This is a genomic window from Kitasatospora sp. NPDC004669 (assembly GCF_040609455.1).
Lineage (GTDB): Bacteria > Actinomycetota > Actinomycetes > Streptomycetales > Streptomycetaceae > Kitasatospora.
In genome coordinates, this window is the sequence record NZ_JBEXKB010000069.1 from 1 (window position 1) to 18,810 (window position 18,810).

Here is an 18,810-nt window from a genome sequence, read left to right on the forward strand (position 1 = left end):
GTCGGCATGGTCAGCGGAAGCCTCGACGTGGGCCCCCGCCCCGGCGGCGGCTTCCGCATCCGCGCCATCCTCCCGCTCAAGGCCGCACACTGACCGGCCTCAAGGCCCCGTCCTGACCGATCCGGTGCGGCCGCCGGGACCGCCGCACCACCCCCGCGGCCCCTACCGATGAACCTCGACCGGGCCGCGTGCCGGGATCACTGGCCCCGGGGGCGGCGGGCACGGCGGACGGTGCGGTCGCTCTCCACCGGCTCGGCCAGGTGTCCCTCCACCAGGCGGGTGAGGGCGGAGACGAACATGTCCTGCTCGGGCTGCGGCAGCGACTCCAGGAGTTCACGGTGCACCCGGTCGGCGATCGCGGTGCCCTTCACCACGGCGCGGGCGCCGTCCTCGGTGACCGAGATGATCCGGGCCCGGCGGTCGGTCGCGGACGGGCGGCGCTCGGCCAGGCCCGCCTTCTCCAGCTCGTCGACGGTGACCACCATGGTGGTCTTGTCCAGGTCCGCCAGCTCGGCCAGCTGGATCTGGGTGCGCTCGGCCTCCTGCGCGTGGAACAGCACGCAGTACGCGCGGGGGGTGATCCCGAGCTCGGTGAAGGCCGCCGCCATCCGGGTCGCCAGCACGTGGCTCGCGTGGTCGAGCAGGCCGGAGATGTCGCGGATCTGGCGCACGGGCGGGGTCGTCGTCATACGTCCGAGATTAGCAACGGCCCGTCTGCTGCCGGATGATCCCGTTGCCAACCAACACCGGGGTTACGGAATACCCAACTCGAACAGCGCATACCCCGCGTACCAGCCCGCCGCGATCACCGGCATCGCGAACAGCCCGACCAGCGAGGAGGTCCGCACCCGGCGCAACACCACCGCCAGGCCGATGAACAGCGGGAAGGCCGGCAGCAGGTAGCGGGAGATATTGCCGAAGATCTGGTTGCTGCTCAGCGCGGTGAAGAGGGTCAGTGCGGTGTAGACCCACAGGACCAGCGGCGGACGGACCCGCCAGAGCAGCACCAGTAGGCCGGGCAGGGCGATCAGCAGGGCGATGGCGATCAGGTCCGGCACGGGATTGGACTGCCAGAAGTCCCAGTGGCCGGTGATCACGTCCATGATGGTGCGGACGGTGGAGGCACCGAAGTCGAAGTAGCGGTTCCAGGCGCCGCGCTGGAGCTTGAAGTAGCCGCCCCAGTCGCCCATCCGCCAGCCGACCCAGGCGACGTAGCCGATCAGACCCCACGGGGTGATCAGCATCGCGGTCAGCGGGCGGGCCACCCCGTCGGTGCGGCGGATCAGCGCGACCAGCGCGGCGATCGAGACGGCGGCGATCAGCGCGGCGGCGGTCGGCCGGTTGAGGCCCGCCACCAGGGCGATCAGGCCGGCGGCCAGCCAGCGGCGGGTCATCACGCAGTAGCAGGCCCAGGCGGACAGCGCGACGAACAGCGAGTCCGAATAGACCGCCCACTCCACGCCCGAGCCCGGGAACAGGCCCCAGATCACCGCGGCGATCACACCCGCCCGGAACCCGCCGAGCCGCTCGGCGATCGCGAAGATCCCGGCCGCGGCGACCAGCGAGGCGAGCACCGAGACCACGATCCCGGAGCCGTACGGGCCGAGCCCGGTGACCGCGCCGACCAGCCGCATCAGCCAGGGGTAGAGCGGGAAGAAGGCGGCGGAGTTCTCGTAGTAGGTGGCCAGCGGGAAGCCGTGCAGCGGGATCAGCTGCGGGTCGTAGCCGTTCTCGGCGATCCGCTGGTACCAGACGCCGTCCCAGGTGCCCAGCACGTCCCACGCATGGGTGCCGCCGCCCCGGCCGGCCTGCTTCTTCAGGTAGTCCCCGGTGTGCTCCAGCAGCATCAGGAAGACGGTCAGGCCGATCGCCTTGACCACCGCGTACGCGCCCAGCGCGGGCGCGAAGCGGTCCACCAGCTCCCCGAACCGCCCGGGTGCCCGTCCCGTCCCCTCCTCGGGCTGCTGCGCCGTCTCCTGCGTCGTAGGTGCGCCGGGCTCCGCGCTGGACGACGCGGTGCTCGATGCCGTGCTCATCTGATACCTCCGAGGAAACCCCCAGCTTTGGCCGGGGGTGAGGTGCCCGCTTGCGAGGGCGTATCGGACTTCCCGTGGAGCAGGTTCAGAACCGGCGTTCCGCTTACAAGGCAGAGCGTCGCACCCGACCCCGAGGAGTCACTCATCGTGATAGTCTGACTACGCCGGAACGGGCGATGACCAAGTTCCGAACCGGCCTACCGCCGGGCTGGCGGGAAGTCAGGTCTGTGGAACTGATGTAAGACCGATGGGCGGCACACCGTCCCTTTGCTGGTAGCCCCAGGTCGGCAACCGGCCGTGAAACAGAAAGCCCGACCTGTGAGGGTTGGAATCCTCCGGCTTCAGCCGGAGAAGGATGTCAACTGCTCTGGGTACTCCCGCGTCTGTGGTCCGTGCGGCTTCGGCGCAACGGCTTTCCCGTGAGCCTACGGCACGCCCCGCCGGGCCCGGCGCCCCCGTAGCTCCCTTGCCGGAGCACGGGTCCGCCGCCGCCCCGGTGGGGCGGCGGCGGACCGCATCATGCCCGGTGTCAGCTGTGGACGTAGACGATGCCGAGCTTGGTGAGCTGCCAGAGTTGGGCGGGGGCGCCGGTGTCCTGGGCGAGCTCGATGCAGGGGTTGCCCTTGGCGTCGAGGGTGGCGCCGGCGGAGAGGACCTTGGCGGGGTCGGCCGAGTCGGCGATCTTGTAGCCGCCGTTGCCGGCCGGTTTGAAGACCCAGTGCTGGTTGGCGCCGCCGTTGCAGCCCCACTGCTGGATGCGGGTGCCGACGGCGGTGGACGCGGCGTTGGCGTCCAGGCACATGTCGCGGTTGCCGCTGAAGTCCAGCTCGTAGCTGCCGCCGGCCTTGGCCTCCAGGACGAAGGACTGGTTCAGCCCGCCGGTGGCCGGGTAGCTGATCGCGGCCCGCCCGTCGGTGGAGTCGCCGTAGGTGCCGCCGCCGGAGAGGTCGAGGGCGTTGCCGGTGGCCGCGTTGGTGAGCTGGTACCAGGAGCCGTCCTCGGGGACGTCGCCGAAGGGCTTGCCCGGGGTGAGCGGCTGGATCGAGGTGGTGTTCTGCTGGTTGAGGGTGCAGTACGCCTGGGCGAGGTCGGGGCGGGCGAAGAACTGGCCGAGGCAGACGCCCTCGCCGCGGTAGCCGGCCACCCGCAGGTGGTACGACTGGCGGACCATGTTCATGCACAGCCCGGGGATGCCGATCTGCGAGTCGCAGCCGTTGCGCGCCCACTCGGAGAGGTTGATGACGTCCCCGTTGCTGTACTCGTACGGGGAGCTGGTCCACTCCGCGCACACCTCGTGCCCGAAGGCGACCCGCCGCTGGTCCAGGTACCGCACGCCGGGCACCTGTTCGGCCGCCCCGCGGAGCGCGTCGCTGAACGTCGGCACCACCCAGTTGTGGCCCCAGGCGAGGTCCTCCGGGAAGGCCGGACAGCCGTCGGCGATCTTTCCGAGGTAGTCGTTGCGCCGGATGTCCGGGGTGATCGGGTTGAAGTACGACTGGTACACCAGTTGGTACGAGGAGTCGGCGTAGCCGGCCTTGCGCATGGTCTGCCGGATGTTCTGCAGCGCGGCCACGACCTTGGGCTGGACCCGCTTGGCCCGCTGGCGGATCTCGTCGCTGCCGATGGTGTCCCGGCAGCCCTGGTCCTTGGGGATCGGGAAGTACTGCGCGAGGCAGTGCATCATGATGCCACTGAAGTCGAAGTCGTCATTGGCGCCGATCGTGACGACGACCAGCTTGACGTCGTACTTGCCCGCCACGTCGGCGAGTTTGACGTCCTGTTTGGGCTCGCCGAAGTCGCCGCTGCCCGAGCCGGTGATCTTGGCCAGCTCGGGGTCGCTCACCAGGTCGCCGGTCTGGGCGCCGGAGCAGGCGAGGTCGATCGGGGTCACCCCGGGGATGTCGGTCACGAAGATCTCCGACTTGGGGTGCCGGTGGCAGTAGTTGGTAGGGCTGTCGGTCTCCGGGAAGTAGCCGTCGTTGGTGTCGGTGCCGGCGCCCTCCCCGGAGATGGCGCTGTCGCCGAGGGCGACGACGGCGGCCGGGCGGACGGCGTCGGGCGCCGGGGCCGGAGCGGTGTCGGCGAGGGCGACGGGGGCGCCGGCCAGGCCGAGGGCGGCGACGAGGACGCCGGTGGCGAGCAGCGCCGCGGGCCGGGAAGCGCCCGTTCGCGTCCGCCGCGCCGCTGGGATGCGGAACCTGATCACACGCGACTCCTTGCGGGGGGGTGGGGAGCCGCCCGGCCGGGGGCGCCGAGCGGCGCGGAGCAAGAGAGGAGCAGGAAAGGTGAGCAGGTCTCACATTCTAGGTACTGACAAGTAGTGCAACAAGACTCGTGACATCACCACGAATTGACGCGGCGACAGCGGCGACAGCCGCGACAGCCGCACGGACGGGAAGAGAGCCGCCGTTCCGCGCCCCAGGAGGGAAGCGCGGAACGGCGGCTCTCACCGGCCGAACCGGGTGTGGATTCAGCCCACGTTGGCGCAGTGGTTGCCGAACGCCGGGTTCAGCAGACCGGCGGCGTCGACGGTGTTGCCGCACAGGTTGAGCGGAATGTGCACCGGGATCTGGACCTGGTTGCCCGAAATGACACCGGGGGAACCGGCGGCGACGCCCTCGGCGCCGGAGCTGGCCATGGCGGTGCCGGCGCCGGCGGCCACGATGCCCACCACGGCCGCGCCGACGGCGGCGGTCTTCTTGATGCTCATGCGAGCCTCCTGACTGTTCAACAGAGATGCACGGGGAGTGCGACATCTAGAACGACACCCGTCCGGACCGGTTGCGACGGCGTGCACACAGTCACCCGCCTGGAGCAACGGGGCCACTGACCGGCATTCGGGTGATCGGCGGGCCGGACCGTTTCCCCCCGCGCACCGCCTCGTTCTCCCTGGCGAAGACGATCCACCCGGCCCTGCTCAACGAATCGAGTACCGCCCATGCGCAGCTCGCCCACGGCCTCGTCGGCACCGAGGCCACCGGCGAGTCGGTCGACGTGGCGGGCCCCCCGGAATCCGGCGTCCGGCGACACCGCCTGAGCGCCTGACCGGGAATTCCTGGTCGCGCCTCGCCCGAACCGTTCCCGGCCGTGCGGGAGTTGTTCGCGGGGCGCTGGAACGACGCGGCGGCTGCGTCGACGCCCGAGCCATGGGCGGAACACGCCGGTGTGCGCCGTCGGAGTGACAATCACGGCAATCCCTGAAGCCATCGGGCCGGCATTCCCGCTCGCCCGGCTCCCGACATTTCCGTTCCGTCGGGCAGAAACTCGGAGGAGAATCATGCGCAACCTCAAGAAGGCCGCCGCCCTGTCGCTGGCCACCACCGGCCTGGTGCTCGGCGCCGCCGGTGGCGCGTTCGCCAGCTCAGGCGCCGAGGGCGTGGCCGCCGGCTCTCCCGGCGTGCTCTCCGGCAACCAGATCCAGCTCCCGGTGCACATCCCGATCAACCTGTGCGGCAACACCTTCGGCGCCACCGGGGCGCTGAACCCGGCCTTCGGCAACAAGTGCGCCAACCTCGGCTGACCCGGCGGTCGCCGCTCCGGCGACCGCCGACTCACCGAGCCCGTGCCGCGCTCCGCAGCGCCGGGGCGCGGAACGCTCCACCCGCGTGTGATCGAGGAGATCAACCCCCATGCAGAACGTGAAGAAGGTCGCTGTCCTCTCCGCCGCCGCTGCCGGCCTGGTGCTGGGCGCGGCGGGCTCCGCCGCCGCCAACTCGGGCGCCCAGGGCGTGGCCGCCGGCTCCCCCGGTTTCGTCTCCGGCAACCAGGTCCAGATGCCGGTGGACATCCCGATCAACCTGTGCGGCAACACCCTCGGCGCCGCCGGCCTGCTGAACCCGGCCTTCGGCAACAAGTGCGCCAACGTAGAGGTGCACCACCCGAAGCCCGCGGACGACTGCTGATCCGCGATCGGCACGTGTTCCGGCCGAACTGCCCCCCGACCCGCCGGCCGGGGGGCAGTTCGGCATCCCCGGGCGGGCCGTCCCGGGGAACCCCGATCCACCGAAGGGTGATCCGTATGGTTTCGATGAAGAGCGGTGCGGGCCTGGCCGCCGCCGTGGGCGCGGCGGTGCTGCTCGGCACCGGTTCGGCGCAGGCCGCCACCACCTCGGGCCAGACGCCCGCGGCGGGCCCGGCCTCGCTGGCCAAGACCGATATCAGGCAGGCGCTGAACGGGACGACGACCGGCCTCGGCCACGGCGTCGCGCCGATCAAGAGCCTGCGTCTGGACCCGTGGGCCAACTCCTCGGCCGACGTGCTCAACAACGGCGCGACCGTCCAGCCGGACCAGGGCCTGGCCCCGGTCGGCACCGGCACGCTGACCGGCCCGCTGAGCGCGGGCGGCGGCGTCAAGGACCTCCCGCTGGTCGGCGGGCTGACCGGCGCCCTGCCGGGCTGAATCGCAGCGGAGCCCGGCATCCCTGACGGCGAACGGGGTGCCGGGCTCCGCCGTGTCCGGCGCCGGAGCTCAGAGCCGGGTCAGCCCGGCCAGCCCCGACTGCTGCCCCAGACCGGTGACGGTCGCGGTGGTGGTGTCGGCCAGGTCCGTCTGCCGCAGGACGCCGGTGGCGGTCGCGGTGGTGGTGTCGGCCAGGTCGTTCACCTCGTCCGTGACGGAGAGCCGGCTCTCGTCGCCGCCGAGGCTGGCGGTGGCCCCGGGGACGGTCTGCACGGCGCCGGGCACCAGGTGCGGGTCCACCTCTCCCACCTTGAGCCGGCCGTCGGCGAGCTGGCCGGTGCCGTTGTGGACCAGGGCCAGCGGCTTGCCGACGTCCAGGCCGGGGGTCTTGGCCTGCAACGGCGCGGCCGGGGCCTCCAGCAGCACCTCGCCGAGGTCGGCGCCCTGGTCGACCAGCGGAAGCGGCAGCTGGGCCTTGGCGCTCGGGCCGACCTTGCCGGTGGCCAGCTGGGGCACCAGGTGGTCCGGAATCAGCCCGTTGTCGGTGGTCCGGCCGGACACCGGCGGCATGAGCAGCGAGGTCGGGACACCCGCCGTGAGGTGGCTGCCCAGCGGGGCGAGCGGCACGTCGGCCGGGACCTGCTGGGTGGCCAGCCTGTCCTCCAGCGCCCCGACCTGGTCGGGGCCGACCGGGGCGGCAAAGGCCGGTCCCTGGGAGGCGAGCATGCCCGCACCGACCGCCAGCAGCATCGTGCCGGCCCGCTTGGAGAACTTCATGCTTTTCACCGTTCTGCCTGTCCGTACTGGAGATCTCTTGTGGGGTGCGGCTGCGGGGCGCAGCCGGAAAGCAATCTGCCAACGAGCGACCGGGAATGCGGATTGCGGCGGTTAACCAATTCGGCCTAATAATCCGACAGAAAACCACCCGTGGACGCGCCTCCGGGACTCTTTTCAAAAATGCCCGTAACCTTCCGTGCCGTCATTCTTTGTTCTGGACGTCAGTGACTGCAGACCGGGTCTGAGCGTTCTACGCGTTGTACGCACGGAAACCAAGAGCATTTCAGAGAGGGATCTCCCCATGATCCAGAAGTCCTTCGCCGCCGTCGGCCTGGCCGTCGCCGCGCTGGCCGCCGCCGCCGCGCCCGCCTCGGCCATCGGTGACGCGGACGGCGCCGCCGCCTCCATCGAGGGCAACGGCGGCACCAACTTCACCGGCACCGTCGGGAACAACAGCCCGAACTTCCACTTCCTGGACAACGCGAACATCTGCCTGCCCGAGATCCACAACATCGCCGTGACCGGGGCCGGCCTGGCCATCCCGGTCGAGATCCCGATCGCCAACAGCGGCGGCAGGCAGTACTGCACCCAGGGCCAGGGCACCCAGAGCCACGGCGACGCCGGCGTGTCCCACCTGGTCGGCTAACCGCTCCTAGAGCCACCCCGCAGAACCCCCTGAACCACCCTTCGAATCGCTCCCCGATTCACCCCCGAGAGGAAAGCCAGAAATGATCAAGAAGTCCCTCGCCGCCGCCGGCCTGGCCGCCGCCGCCCTCGCGATGTCCGCCGGCTCGGCTTCCGCCATCGCCGACTCGGACGGCGCCGCCACCACGGTCCAGGGCAACGGCGGGACCAACCAGACCGGCACCCACGGCAACGGCAGCCCGAACTTCCACACCCTGGACAACCCGAACGTCTGCCTGCCGGAGATCCACAACATCGCCGTCACCCTCGCCGGTGCCGCGGTTCCGATCGAGGTGCCGATCCTGAACAGCACCCCGAAGCAGATCTGCAACGTCGGCCAGAACACCCAGTCCTCGGGCGACGCGGGCATCTCGCACGTGATCGGCTGATCAAGGGCATGGCACGGACGGAGGGCCCGGGGAGGAAGGTCTCCCCGGGCCCTCCGGGCTTGCGGGACGAGGAGTCCGGCCGGGCTCACCGCTCGGCCGGGTGACCGTCCGTCCGGCTCGACGCGTGGGGCGTCGGGCCGGACGGACGGGATGTGATCACGAGTCAGAGCCAGAGCGCCCGCGGGGGCGCTCCCACAGAGAGGGCAGATCCATGAAGAGCAAGCTGGCCAAGGCCGCCCTGACCGCCACCGCCGCGCTGGCGCTCGCCGGTGCCGCCACTCCGGCGTTCGCCCACGTCGGCCTGGAGGGCGGCGGCGCCATCGCCGCCACGGCCGACGAGCCGTTCGTGGCCGGCAAGGCCTTCGGCGTCGCCCACACCTCCGACGTCGTCGCCGGCGGCTTCGGCGGTGGCGCCGCCACCTCCACCGACCTGGTCGGCGGCGGTGCGGGCTTCGCCCACATCGACGGCTGGAAGTAGTGAACCGGAAGGCCGGGCCGCCCCCACGGGAGCGGCCCGGCCTTCCGCCTGCCGTGAGGTGCCTACCGCTTGAGCAGCACGGCGGCCTCGGCCGCCCAGTACGTCAGGATCTGCTCGGCGCCGGCCCGGCGGATCGAGGTGAGCGTCTCCATGATCATCCGCTCCCGGTCGATCCAGCCGTTGGCGGCGGCCGCCTCGACCATCGCGTACTCGCCGGACACCTGGTACGCGGAGACCGGCACCGGGGAGGCGTCGGCGACCTGGCGCAGGATGTCCAGGTAGGCCATGGCGGGCTTGACCATCACCATGTCGGCGCCCTCGGCGAGGTCCTGCTCCAGCTCGCGCAGCGCCTCGCGGGCGTTGGCCGGGTCCTGCTGGTAGGTCTTGCGGTCGCCCTTGAGCGAGGAGCCGACCGCCTCGCGGAACGGGCCGTAGAAGGCCGAGGCGTACTTGGCGGTGTAGGCGAGGATGCCCGTGTCCTGATGCCCGGCCTCGTCCAACGCCCGCCGGACGACGGCGATCTGACCGTCCATCATGCCGGACGGGCCGACCAGGTGGACGCCTGCGTCGGCCTGCACCCGGGCCATCTCGGCGTAGCGCTCCAGGGTGGCGTCGTTGTCCACGCTGCCGTCGGCGGCCAGCACGCCGCAGTGGCCGTGGTCGGTGTACTCGTCCAGGCAGAGGTCGGACATGACCACCAGGGAGTCGCCGACCTCGGAGACCACGTCCCGGGTGGCCTGCTGGAGGATGCCGTCCGGGTTGGTGCCCTCGCTGCCGATCGCGTCCTGCACGGCCGGGACGCCGAACAGCATGACGCCGCCCAGGCCCGCCTCGGCGGCCTCCACCACGGCCTTGCGCAGGGTGTCCCGGGTGTGCTGGACCACGCCCGGCATCGAGCTGACCGGGACGGGCTCGCTGACGCCCTCGCGGACGAACAGCGGCAGGATCAGCTCCGCCGGGTGCAGCCGGGTCTCGGCGACCAGGCGGCGCATCGCCGGGCTCTGGCGCAGCCGGCGGGGGCGAACGTACGGGAATTCAGCGGACACGGCTTCTCTCTCCGAACGGTTGTGCCGTGCCGGGGGCGGTGGACTTCCGCCCCCGGCACACTGGTTGGGGGCCTCAGCGGGCCTTGCGGCGCGAACCCGGACGGCGCTCGCTGGGCCGGTAGACCGGCTCGCCCGCGGCCGTCGCGGTGTCGCGGCGCTTGGCCCCGAAGTCTGCCAGCGCCTGGGCCAGCGCGGCCGCCGACGGCGCCGGGGCCATCACGTCGACCCGCAGGCCGTGCTCCTCGGCGGTCTTGGCGGTGGCCGGGCCGATGCAGGCGATGACCGTGACGTTGTGCGGCTTGCCGGCGATGCCGACCAGGTTCCGGACGGTCGAGGACGAGGTGAACAGCACCGCGTCGAAGCCACCGCCCTTGATCGCCTCGCGGGTCTCGGCCGGCGGCGGCGAGGCGCGCACCGTCCGGTACGCCGTCACGTCGTCGACCTCCCAGCCGAGCTCGACCAGGCCGGCCACCAGGGTCTCGGTGGCGATGTCGGCGCGCGGCAGCAGCACCCGGTCGATCGGGTCGAACACCGGGTCGTACGGCGGCCAGTCCTCCAGCAGCCCGGCCGCGGACTGCTCGCCGGAGGGCACCAGGTCCGGCTTCACGCCGAAGTCCACCAGGGCCTGTGCGGTGGTCTCACCGACCGCCGCGACCTTGATCCCGGCGAACGCGCGGGCGTCCAGGCCGTACTCCTCGAACTTCTCCCGGACGGCGCGGACGGCGTTCACCGAGGTGAAGGCGATCCACTCGTAGCGGCCGGTGACCAGGCCCTTGATGGCCCGCTCCATCTGCTGCGGGGTGCGCGGCGGCTCGACCGCGATGGTCGGCACCTCCTGCGGCACCGCGCCGTACGAGCGCAGTTGCTCGGACAGGCCGTGGGCCTGCTCCTTGGTGCGCGGCACGAGCACGTTCCAGCCGAACAGCGGCTTGGTCTCGAACCACGAGTGCGAGGCCCGGTGGGCGACCTGCTCGCCCACCACGGCTATCACCGAGGTGGCCGGGTCCACCGGGGCGGAGACCGGCGAGGGCAGCACCCGGGCGGCCTTCAGGTCGGCCGCGATGGCGGACAGCGTGGAGGTGAAGGTGCGCTGGCGGGTGGTGGTGCCGGAGAGGGTGGCGCTCAGCGCCGACTCCGGCTTGCGGCCGTTGGAGACCAGGGCGTTGGCGGTGGCCGGCAGCTGGCCCAGGGTGGTGCGCACCACGAGGGTGGTCTCCGGCGCGCCCAGGTCGACCGGGCCGCCGGACAGCAGCTGGGCGCCGTCCACGAAGCGGACGTCGGCGCCGGCCGCGCCGCGCAGCGGGACTCCCGCGTAGGCCGGGACGCCGACCGACTGGGCGACACCCGGGATCACCTCGAAGGGGATCCCGTCGCCCGCGCAACTGAGCATCTCCTCGGCGGCGCAGCCGTCCAGGCCCGGGTCGCCGTCGACGGTGCGGACCACGTGCTTGCCGGACCGGACGGCCTCGGCGACCAGCTTGGTCAGGTCGAACTCGGCGCCCTCGGCGCCCGGGGTGTGCACCTGCACACCGGACGGGCAGTGGGTGCGCACGGCCGCCGCGGTCAGCGGGTCGGCCACCAGGATGTCGGCCGAGGACAGCACCTCGACCGCGCGCAGGGTCAGCAGGCCCGGGTCCCCGGGGCCCGCGCCCAGGAAGGTGCACCGTCCAAAGGGCTGGCCTGCCGGGAACAGGGCGTCGGTGGCGGCGGTGGGGCTCATCGGGCTCGCTCCCCCATCAGGGCGGCCGCGCCCGCGTCGAGCAGCCGGGCGGCCAGGGCGTGGCCGAGGGCCCGCGCCTGCTGCTCGGCGGTCTCGTCGAGGACGATCGGACCGTTGGCGGACATCTTCAGCAGGGCGGTGCCGTCGGGGTTGCCGACCACACCGTCCAACTGCAGTTCGTTCTCCCGGCCCCAGGTGGCCAGTGCGGCCACCGGGGCCGAGCAGCCGGCCTCCAGGGTGGCCAGCAGGGCGCGCTCGGCTGCCACGGCGACCCTGGTGGGGGCGTGGTCCAGCAGGGCGAGCGCGGCGGTCAGCGAGCCCCCGTCAGGAAGCACAGCCGCGGTGGTGCACTCGATCGCGAGCGCGCCCTGGCCGGGGGCCGGGATCATCAGCTCGGGGTCGAGGTGCTGGGAGATCTCGGCGCCGCGGCCGAGCCGGTTGAGGCCGGCCGTGGCCAGCACGACCGCGTCCAGCTCGCCGCCGGTCACGTAGCCGATCCGGGTGTCCACGTTGCCGCGGATCGCGACGGTCTCCAGCTGGGCGCCTCGGGCGACCGCCCAGGCGTTCAGCTGGGCCATCCGGCGCGGCGAGCCGGTGCCGATCCGGGCCGGGCGGCCGGCTCCGGCCAGCTTCTCCACCAGCTCGTCCAGGTTCAGGCCCTCGGCCGCGACCAGGGCGTCCCGGACGTCCTCGCGCTCGGGGACGGCGGCCAGCACCAGGCCCTCGGGCGAGGCGGTGGGCAGGTCCTTGAGCGAGTGCACGGCGAAGTCGATCCGGCCCTCCAGCAGCGCGTCCCGCAGTGCGGAGACGAACACGCCGGTGCCGCCGATCTGCGCGAGTGCCTCCCGGGAGGTGTCGCCGTAGGTGGTGATCTCGACCAGCTCGACGGGGCGCCCGGTGAGCCTGGTCACCTCGCGGGCGACCATGCCCGACTGGGCCATGGCGAGCGCGCTGCGCCGGGTGCCGAGCCGCAGGGCGGGGGCTCCCGGGGCCTGCTCGGTGAGCGGTTGACCATTCATGAGGTGATCGTCCCGGTGGTACTCGTGGGATGGCTGACGGTTCATCTGGCGCCCCCGCCCGAGGGCTGGGGCCGGCCGCCGACGGGCGTGCCCGACACGGCGTGCACGGCCGCCGGGTCGAGGTCGAACAGCTCGCGCAGGGCGTCCGCGTAGGAGGCGCCGCCGGGCTCGGCGGCCAACTGCTTCACCCGGACGGTCGGGGCGTGCAGCAGCTTGTCGACGACGCGACGGACGGTCTGGGTGATCTCGGCGCGGGAGCGCTCGTCCAGGTCGGGCAGCCGGGAGTCCAGCCGGCCCAGCTCGGCGGCGACCACGTCGGAGGCCATCGCCCGCAGCGCGACCACGGTGGGCGCGATCCGGGCGGCCCGCTGGGCGGCACCGAAGGCGGTCACCTCGTCGGCGACGATCCGGGTGACCTGGTCGACGTCGCCGGCGCCGGGGCTGGCGGCGTGCGCGTGGGAGAGGCTCTCCAGGTCGACCAGCAGGGCGCCGGCGAGCTCGTGCACCGCGTGGTCGACGTCGCGCGGCATGGCGAGGTCGAGCAGGGCGAGCGGTTCAGTGACCGCGCGACTGGCGACCGCGGCGGCCACGTCCTCGGCCTTGATCACCACGCCGGCCGCGCCGGTGCAGGAGATCACCAGGTCGACGTCGGCGAGCGCCTGCGGCACCTTCGCGAGGTCGAGGGTGCGGGCCACGTCCGGGCCGAGGATCTCGACCAGGCGCTCGGCCCGGGCCGGGGTCCGGTTGGCGATCAGCAGGTCGGTGACGCCGGAGCGGACCAGGGTGGCCGCGGCCAGGGAGCTCATCGAGCCGGCGCCGACCACCAGCGCGCGCTTGCCGGCGATCTCGCCCGCGCCCGCCGCGACCTGCTCCAGGCCGAAGGTGACCAGCGACTGGCCGGCCTTGTCGATGCCGGTCTCGCTGTGCGCCCGCTTGCCGACCCGCAGGGCCTGCTGGAACAGCTCGTTCAGGCCGCGCCCGGCGGTGTGCTCGTCCTGGGACTTGGCCAGCGCGTCGCGCAGCTGGCCGAGGATCTGGCCCTCGCCGACGACCATCGAGTCCAGGCCGCAGGCCACCGAGAACAGGTGGTGGACGGCGCGGTCCTCGTAGTGGACGTACAGGTGGGAGGTCAGCTCCTCCAGGTCCACCCCGCTGTGGTGGGCCAGCAGCAGCGACAGCTCGGCGACGCCGGCGTGGAACTTGTCCACGTCCGCGTACAGCTCGATCCGGTTGCAGGTGTTGAGCAGCGCGGCCTCGGCGACGGTCGAGGAGGCGGCCGCGTCGTGCAGCAGTCGGGTCGGGACCTCACCGGTCAGCGCGGCACGCTCCAGCACGCCGACCGGTGCCGTCCGGTGGCTCAGTCCGACGACGAGAAGACTCATGCCCGCCCCCCACAGCTCTCGGTGTTCATGCGGGCATCACCGCGGACAGCTCGCCCTCGCCGCCCTTGGCGGACTTGCCCTTGGCCGACTGCTCGGCCTGGTCCTTGCCGCCCGCCTCGTCGGAGCCGCGGCCCTTGCCGCTGCCGCCGCCGGCCGCGCGGCGCAGCTTGGCGGCCGCCGCCCGGACCGGTCCGGGGGCACGGTCGAGCACCGACTCGGTGCGGTCCGGCTCCTCGCCCGCCTTGCGCTGCTCGTGGAAGGCCAGGATCTGCAGCTCGATGGAGAGGTCCACCTTGCGCACGTCCACGCCGTCCGGGACGGTCAGCACGGTCGGGGCGAAGTTGAGGATGCTGGTGACGCCGGCCTCCACCAGCCGGTCGCAGACCTGCTGGGCGGCGCCGGGCGGGGTGGTGATCACGCCGATCGAGACGTGCTGGCTCTCGACGATCGACTCGAGCTCGTCCATGTGGCGCACCGGCAGTCCGGCCGCGGTGGAACCGACCACGTTCGGGTCGGCGTCCAACAAGGCGGCGACCCGGAAGCCGCGGGAGGCGAAACCTCCGTAGTTGGCGAGGGCGTGCCCGAGGTTCCCGATGCCGACGATGACGACCGGCCAGTCCTGGGTCAGACCGAGCTCGCGGGAGATCTGGTAGACGAGGTACTCGACGTCGTAGCCGACGCCGCGGGTGCCGTAGGAGCCGAGGTAGGAGAAGTCCTTGCGCAGCTTGGCCGAGTTCACTCCGGCCGCGGCGGCCAACTCCTCGGAGGAGACGGTCGGCACCGAGCGCTCGGAGAGCGCGGTGAGGGCCCGCAGGTAGAGGGGCAGGCGGGCGACGGTCGCCTCCGGGATGCCCCGGGCACGCGAGGGTCGGCGCGCGGCGCCCTGGTCAGGCGTCTGCGAACTGCTCTGTGGTGATCGGCCGATTGCCACGGTGCTCCTGTGGGTGAAGCTGGGCTTTGGCAGCCAGGCTATGCGTTTGTGAACGTGTGCACAAAGATGGTGTCCGATTTGTCCCGGCACAGTGACACGCATCACGCCGTCGACCCGGCAGTAGCGCCGGTGGCCTGCCGTCCGACAGCGGTCAGGGCTTGGCCGTCATGGGGGTCGACCGGTCCGAGTGGGAGGCCCCCGCGCTCGCGCGGGGGAGGAGTCACAGCACCGGCCTGGGTCAGCACGACCTCCGAGGACCGGTCATCGGGAAGCCGCGGGCCGTACAGCGCCTCGCGGCGGACCAACGGGACGGGCGCGCCGGACGACCGGCACCGCGCCCACCCCAGTCGCGGCCAGGGCACCCGGGCGGCCTCCTGCAGCGGGCCGGCCCAGTCGTCCGGCGGGCAGGACGGGGCGCCCACGCAGTGCCGCAGCAGCTCGGCGGTCACCCGGGCATCGCCCAGCGCGGTGTGCGCCGGGTACCAGCCCAGGCCCGCCGCCTCCACACAGGCCGCCAGGCCGTGGCTGCGGGCCTCCGGCAGGTGCTCGCGGGCCAGCTGCATGGTGCACAGCAGCGGGACGGGCGGCAGCGGCACCCCGATCCGGGCGAACTCACGGTCCAGGAAGGCGTGGTCGCAGCTGACGTGATGGCCGACCAGCACCCGGCCGGCCAACAGCTCCAGCAGCCTCGGGGCGATCTCCCGGAAGCGCGGGGCACCCTCGACGTCGGTCTGGCGTATTCGGTGCACATGGGTCGGGCCGACCGGGCCCAGCGGGTCCAGCAGGGTGGCGAACTCGCCCTCGGGGCAGAGCCGCTCGTTCAGCAGCACCACCGCGATCTCGACCACCCGGTGCCGCCACGGGCTGCGGCCGGTCGCCTCCACGTCCACCACCGCGAAGCCCCTGGGGCCCGTCAGGGCTCGGGGCGTCCCAGGGGTCGGGCCGGGAAGCATGGCGGCACTCCTCGTGTGCTCAGCCCCCCATGGGCGCAAACGCGTTCGATCGTAAGCCGACCACGGCGCCCCTCCTCAAGCCGAAACGGAGTGTCTTTGGCAACGATTCGGCGAACCTCCCCCGCCGGTCGGCGGGGGAGGCCGCGGGTCGCTCAGGCGCCGAGGGCGGTGCGCAGACGGCGCTCGTCGACCCGCCAGAAGTCGTGCTGGCGGCCGTCGATCAGGGTGACCGGGATCTGCTCCCAGTAGCGCCGGTACAGCTCCTCGTCCTGGGTGATGTCCTTCTCCTCGAAGGTCGCGCCCAGCTCCGCCGTCACCCGGACGATCACCTCCCGGGCCTCGTCGCACAGGTGGCAGCCGGGCTTGCCGACCAGGGTCACGGTACGGTCCGCGGGCTGGGGGCTCTTACGTCGCAGCAGTGGGCTCACCCCGCCATTGTGGGGCCCGGCGACGGGCAGCTGTTCACCGTGTGGGCACGGCGTCGTCACGGCCGCTCCCCGCCCGGCTGGCTATGCTCGGTGACATGGCCGTGCTCCGAAGGCTCACCCAGGCGAGGCGCTCCACCACCGCGCGGAGCGCCCTGGCGGGCGAGGCCGCGGCCGCGGCGGCCGAGGCCGCGCTGCGCGCCGAACCGCAGACCCTCCCCGCGGCCGCCCCGCCGGCCGCCGCGCCCGCCACGACCGGCCCGGCGCCGAGCCGGCCCGGGAAGGCGCCCAAGGCCCCGGCAGAGAACCACACCCCCGACCGGGACGACCCCCGCGCCGCCGCCTTCTTCGACTGCGACAACACCATCCTGCGCGGCGCCGCGATCTTCTACCTCGGCGTCGGCCTCTACCGCCGCGGCTTCCTCACCCGCCGCGACATCGCCCGCTTCGCCTGGCAGCAGGCCCTCTTCCGGCTGCACGGCACGGAGGACCCGGACCACATCTCGGACGCCCGCAACACCGCCCTCGGCATCGTCGCCGGAAAGCCCACCGCCGACCTGGAGGCGATCTGCGAGGAGATCTTCGAGCAGGTCGTCACCGACAAGATCTGGCCCGGCACCCGCGCCCTGGTCCAGATGCACCTGGACGCCGGCCAGCGGGTCTGGCTGGTCACCGCCGCCCCGCTGGAGGTGGCCCGGATCATCGCCCGGCGGCTCGGCATGACCGGCGCGCTCGGCACCGTCGCCGAGGCCCGGGACGGCGCCTACACCGGCCGACTGGTCGGCGACCTGCTGCACGGCCCGGCCAAGGCCGCCGCGGTGCGTGCGCTGGCCCGGCGCGAGCGCCTCGACCTCGACCGCTGCGCCGCGTACAGCGACTCGGCCAACGACATCCCGATGCTCTCGCTGGTCGGCCACCCGTACGTGGTGAACCCGGACGGCGCGCTGCGGCGCCATGCCCGGGCGCAGGGCTGGCGGGTGCGGGACTTCCGGACCGGACGCAAGGCGGCCCGGGTGGGGCTGCCGGCGGCGGCCGCGGTCGGGGTACTGGCCGGCGCGACGGCGGCCGGGGTGGCACTGCAGCGCCGCCGTCGGCGCGGCTGAACCCCCTTCCGTGCGGCCGTGAACACCCCTCCCCGGACCTCCCCCGGGCGGGTGAGCGGACGTCAACCAGGCCCCTGACCTGGCCCCTCGTACGAGCTAACTCCCGCGCCCCGCAGGGCTGTCCAGACCAGTTGCGCAAATCTGCCACCCGGTGACCGGTTCTGATCGTTCGTCAAGCCGGGAAAGTCAGGGATTGCCGAGCCCCGAGGCTGGGAAACCGCCCGCACGGCCGCCGAATTGGTCACCCTGAGCGCCCGAACGGTCACGTTGAGCCGGATGAACGATGACATCTCCGGTCAGTGTCAGCCGGATATGCGCAACAAATGGATCCCAAACGACCACTTCAACCACACGGTGTAGCTGTCATTGCACAAAGCGTTATTCTCTCCTGGATGTACGTCACCCCTGCGTCCCGCTCGAACGGACGTCAGGGGGCGTGCTCTCCGCGCAGGCGGAGGTGATCCGTCCACAGTTCTGCCTCTGGGAGTCCCGTGTACCCACCCGTCCGGAACGACGCGCCTGCACCCTCCCGCCCGTCGTCCGCGCCCCTGCGCCCCCACACCGGCCTCCGCGGCCGTCCGACCGCCGAACGGCAGATCTCCACCGGCCTGGACCTGCTGCGCAGTCTGCTCCGCGGCCAGCTCACCACCTCGCCCCGACTCGTGCCCGCCGGCGGTCCGTTCGGCCACCAGCACGGCCCCGGGGTGGCGCTGCGCACCACCGCCGCCGGCTCGGCCGGCACCGGCTCGCGCGGTCGCACCGGCACCACCGGCGTCGGCCGCGGCCGCGCCCGCACGGCGCCGAGCCCCGGCTACGAGACCGAGCACAACCCGATCATGGAGCTGGTCGAGCGGGCCCAGGCCGGCGAGAGCGAGGCCTTCGGCCGGCTCTACGACCACTACGCGGACACCGTCTACCGCTACATCTACTACCGGGTCGGCAGCCGGGCCACCGCCGAGGACCTCACCAGTGAGACGTTCCTGCGCGCGCTGCGCCGGATCGGCACCTTCACCTGGCAGGGCCGGGACTTCGGCGCCTGGCTGGTCACCATCGCCCGCAACCTGGTCGCCGACCACTTCAAGTCCAGCCGGTTCCGGCTGGAGGTCACCACCGGCGAGATGCTCGACTCCAACGAGTGCGAGCGCAGTCCGGAGGAGTCGGTGCTGGAGTCGCTCTCCAACGCCGCCCTGCTGGACGCGGTGCGCCGGCTCAACCCGCAGCAGCAGGAGTGCGTGACGCTGCGCTTCCTCCAAGGCCTCTCGGTGGCCGAGACCGCGCGGATCATGGGCAAGAACGAGGGCGCGATCAAGACCCTCCAGTACCGCGCCGTCCGCACCCTGGCCCGACTGCTCCCGCCCGACGCGCGGTGAGGCGGCGGTGACCGAAGGGGCGATAGCCCGGGGACGGCCCGGTCGGCCGTCACCATGTGCGCCCGATCGACACGTCCGGGTGAACGGTCGATCCGATG

21 protein-coding genes are annotated in these 18,810 nt (G+C 72.6%); 9 read left to right on the top strand and 12 right to left on the bottom strand.

The genetic code is table 11. The annotated features are described in order from the left end of the window. Nucleotides 1–197 precede the first annotated feature (197 nt). The 4 genes from ABZW30_RS37605 to ABZW30_RS37620 form a co-directional block, all read right to left on the bottom strand. A complete protein-coding gene (locus ABZW30_RS37605; RefSeq protein WP_355675776.1) occupies nt 198–689 on the bottom strand; it encodes a MarR family transcriptional regulator in 492 nt (163 codons plus the stop codon). 63 nt (nt 690–752) lie between these two features. Beyond that, nucleotides 753–2,036: a glycosyltransferase family 39 protein gene (locus tag ABZW30_RS37610; RefSeq protein WP_355675777.1), complete on the bottom strand. Its 1,284-nt coding sequence runs from the start codon at nt 2,034–2,036 to the stop codon at nt 753–755. Between the two features lie 529 nt (nt 2,037–2,565). Beyond that, the gene (locus ABZW30_RS37615) at nt 2,566–4,242 is read right to left on the bottom strand and encodes an RICIN domain-containing protein (RefSeq protein ID WP_355675778.1); all 1,677 of its coding nucleotides are present in this window, start codon (nt 4,240–4,242) and stop codon (nt 2,566–2,568) included. A 264-nt stretch (nt 4,243–4,506) separates the two neighbouring features. Continuing rightward, nucleotides 4,507–4,746 carry a chaplin gene (locus ABZW30_RS37620; protein WP_355675779.1) on the bottom strand — a complete coding sequence of 80 codons (240 nt, stop codon included), beginning with the start codon at nt 4,744–4,746 and terminating at the stop codon, nt 4,507–4,509. A gap of 131 nt (nt 4,747–4,877) precedes the next feature. On the opposite strand from ABZW30_RS37620, the gene ABZW30_RS37625 reads away from it, so the two are divergent. From ABZW30_RS37625 to ABZW30_RS37640, 4 genes are all read left to right on the top strand, one after another. Continuing rightward, on the top strand, nt 4,878–5,081 hold the full coding sequence (locus ABZW30_RS37625; RefSeq protein ID WP_355675780.1) for a hypothetical protein: 204 nt from the start codon (nt 4,878–4,880) through the stop codon (nt 5,079–5,081). A gap of 232 nt (nt 5,082–5,313) precedes the next feature. Further along, nucleotides 5,314–5,556: a chaplin gene (locus ABZW30_RS37630; RefSeq protein WP_355675781.1), complete on the top strand. Its 243-nt coding sequence runs from the start codon at nt 5,314–5,316 to the stop codon at nt 5,554–5,556. Nucleotides 5,557–5,665: 109 nt separating this feature from the next. Next, nucleotides 5,666–5,938 carry a chaplin gene (locus tag ABZW30_RS37635; RefSeq protein ID WP_355675782.1) on the top strand — a complete coding sequence of 91 codons (273 nt, stop codon included), beginning with the start codon at nt 5,666–5,668 and terminating at the stop codon, nt 5,936–5,938. A gap of 116 nt (nt 5,939–6,054) precedes the next feature. Further along, the gene (locus ABZW30_RS37640) at nt 6,055–6,435 is read left to right on the top strand and encodes a hypothetical protein (protein ID WP_355675783.1); all 381 of its coding nucleotides are present in this window, start codon (nt 6,055–6,057) and stop codon (nt 6,433–6,435) included. 69 nt (nt 6,436–6,504) lie between these two features. On the opposite strand, the gene ABZW30_RS37645 is transcribed toward ABZW30_RS37640, so the two are convergent. Next, entirely contained in the window at nt 6,505–7,212 is a 708-nt protein-coding gene (locus tag ABZW30_RS37645; RefSeq protein WP_355675784.1) for a hypothetical protein, read from the bottom strand. 301 nt (nt 7,213–7,513) lie between these two features. Here ABZW30_RS37645 and ABZW30_RS37650 point away from each other — a divergent pair, with 301 nt between their 5' ends. From ABZW30_RS37650 to ABZW30_RS37660, 3 genes are all read left to right on the top strand, one after another. Then, complete coding sequence (locus tag ABZW30_RS37650; protein ID WP_355675785.1) at nt 7,514–7,858, top strand: rodlet layer protein; 345 nt, start codon at nt 7,514–7,516, stop codon at nt 7,856–7,858. An 82-nt stretch (nt 7,859–7,940) separates the two neighbouring features. Beyond that, nucleotides 7,941–8,285, top strand: a complete 345-nt coding sequence (locus tag ABZW30_RS37655) for a rodlet layer protein (protein WP_355675786.1) — start codon at nt 7,941–7,943, stop codon at nt 8,283–8,285. Between the two features lie 211 nt (nt 8,286–8,496). Further along, on the top strand, nt 8,497–8,763 hold the full coding sequence (locus ABZW30_RS37660) for a hypothetical protein (RefSeq protein WP_355675787.1): 267 nt from the start codon (nt 8,497–8,499) through the stop codon (nt 8,761–8,763). Between the two features lie 62 nt (nt 8,764–8,825). Here the strand turns inward: ABZW30_RS37660 and hemB are convergent, their stop codons facing one another. From hemB to ABZW30_RS37695, 7 genes are all read right to left on the bottom strand, one after another. Next, a complete protein-coding gene (gene hemB, locus ABZW30_RS37665; RefSeq protein ID WP_355675788.1) occupies nt 8,826–9,809 on the bottom strand; it encodes a porphobilinogen synthase in 984 nt (327 codons plus the stop codon). A gap of 73 nt (nt 9,810–9,882) precedes the next feature. Continuing rightward, nucleotides 9,883–11,529, bottom strand: coding sequence for a uroporphyrinogen-III synthase (locus ABZW30_RS37670; protein WP_355675789.1), 1,647 nt, complete (start codon nt 11,527–11,529; stop codon nt 9,883–9,885). Then, nucleotides 11,526–12,548 (bottom strand): hydroxymethylbilane synthase, encoded by a 1,023-nt coding sequence (gene hemC, locus ABZW30_RS37675; RefSeq protein WP_355675790.1) that lies wholly within the window; start codon nt 12,546–12,548, stop codon nt 11,526–11,528. The genes ABZW30_RS37670 and hemC overlap by 4 nt, the downstream gene beginning before the upstream one ends. 41 nt (nt 12,549–12,589) lie before the next feature. Beyond that, nucleotides 12,590–13,930, bottom strand: a complete 1,341-nt coding sequence (locus tag ABZW30_RS37680; protein ID WP_355675791.1) for a glutamyl-tRNA reductase — start codon at nt 13,928–13,930, stop codon at nt 12,590–12,592. A gap of 25 nt (nt 13,931–13,955) precedes the next feature. Next, on the bottom strand, nt 13,956–14,855 hold the full coding sequence (locus ABZW30_RS37685) for a redox-sensing transcriptional repressor Rex (RefSeq protein ID WP_355675813.1): 900 nt from the start codon (nt 14,853–14,855) through the stop codon (nt 13,956–13,958). Between the two features lie 107 nt (nt 14,856–14,962). Continuing rightward, on the bottom strand, nt 14,963–15,814 hold the full coding sequence (locus ABZW30_RS37690) for a 3'-5' exonuclease (RefSeq protein ID WP_355675792.1): 852 nt from the start codon (nt 15,812–15,814) through the stop codon (nt 14,963–14,965). A gap of 152 nt (nt 15,815–15,966) precedes the next feature. After that, complete coding sequence (locus ABZW30_RS37695) at nt 15,967–16,242, bottom strand: glutaredoxin family protein (protein ID WP_355675793.1); 276 nt, start codon at nt 16,240–16,242, stop codon at nt 15,967–15,969. A 95-nt stretch (nt 16,243–16,337) separates the two neighbouring features. Here ABZW30_RS37695 and ABZW30_RS37700 point away from each other — a divergent pair, with 95 nt between their 5' ends. Together ABZW30_RS37700 and ABZW30_RS37705 are read left to right on the top strand one after the other, a co-directional pair. Further along, nucleotides 16,338–17,342 (top strand): HAD-IB family hydrolase, encoded by a 1,005-nt coding sequence (locus ABZW30_RS37700; RefSeq protein ID WP_355675794.1) that lies wholly within the window; start codon nt 16,338–16,340, stop codon nt 17,340–17,342. 596 nt (nt 17,343–17,938) lie between these two features. Beyond that, nucleotides 17,939–18,712: an ECF subfamily RNA polymerase sigma factor, BldN family gene (locus tag ABZW30_RS37705; protein WP_355675814.1), complete on the top strand. Its 774-nt coding sequence runs from the start codon at nt 17,939–17,941 to the stop codon at nt 18,710–18,712. Nucleotides 18,713–18,810 lie beyond the last annotated feature (98 nt).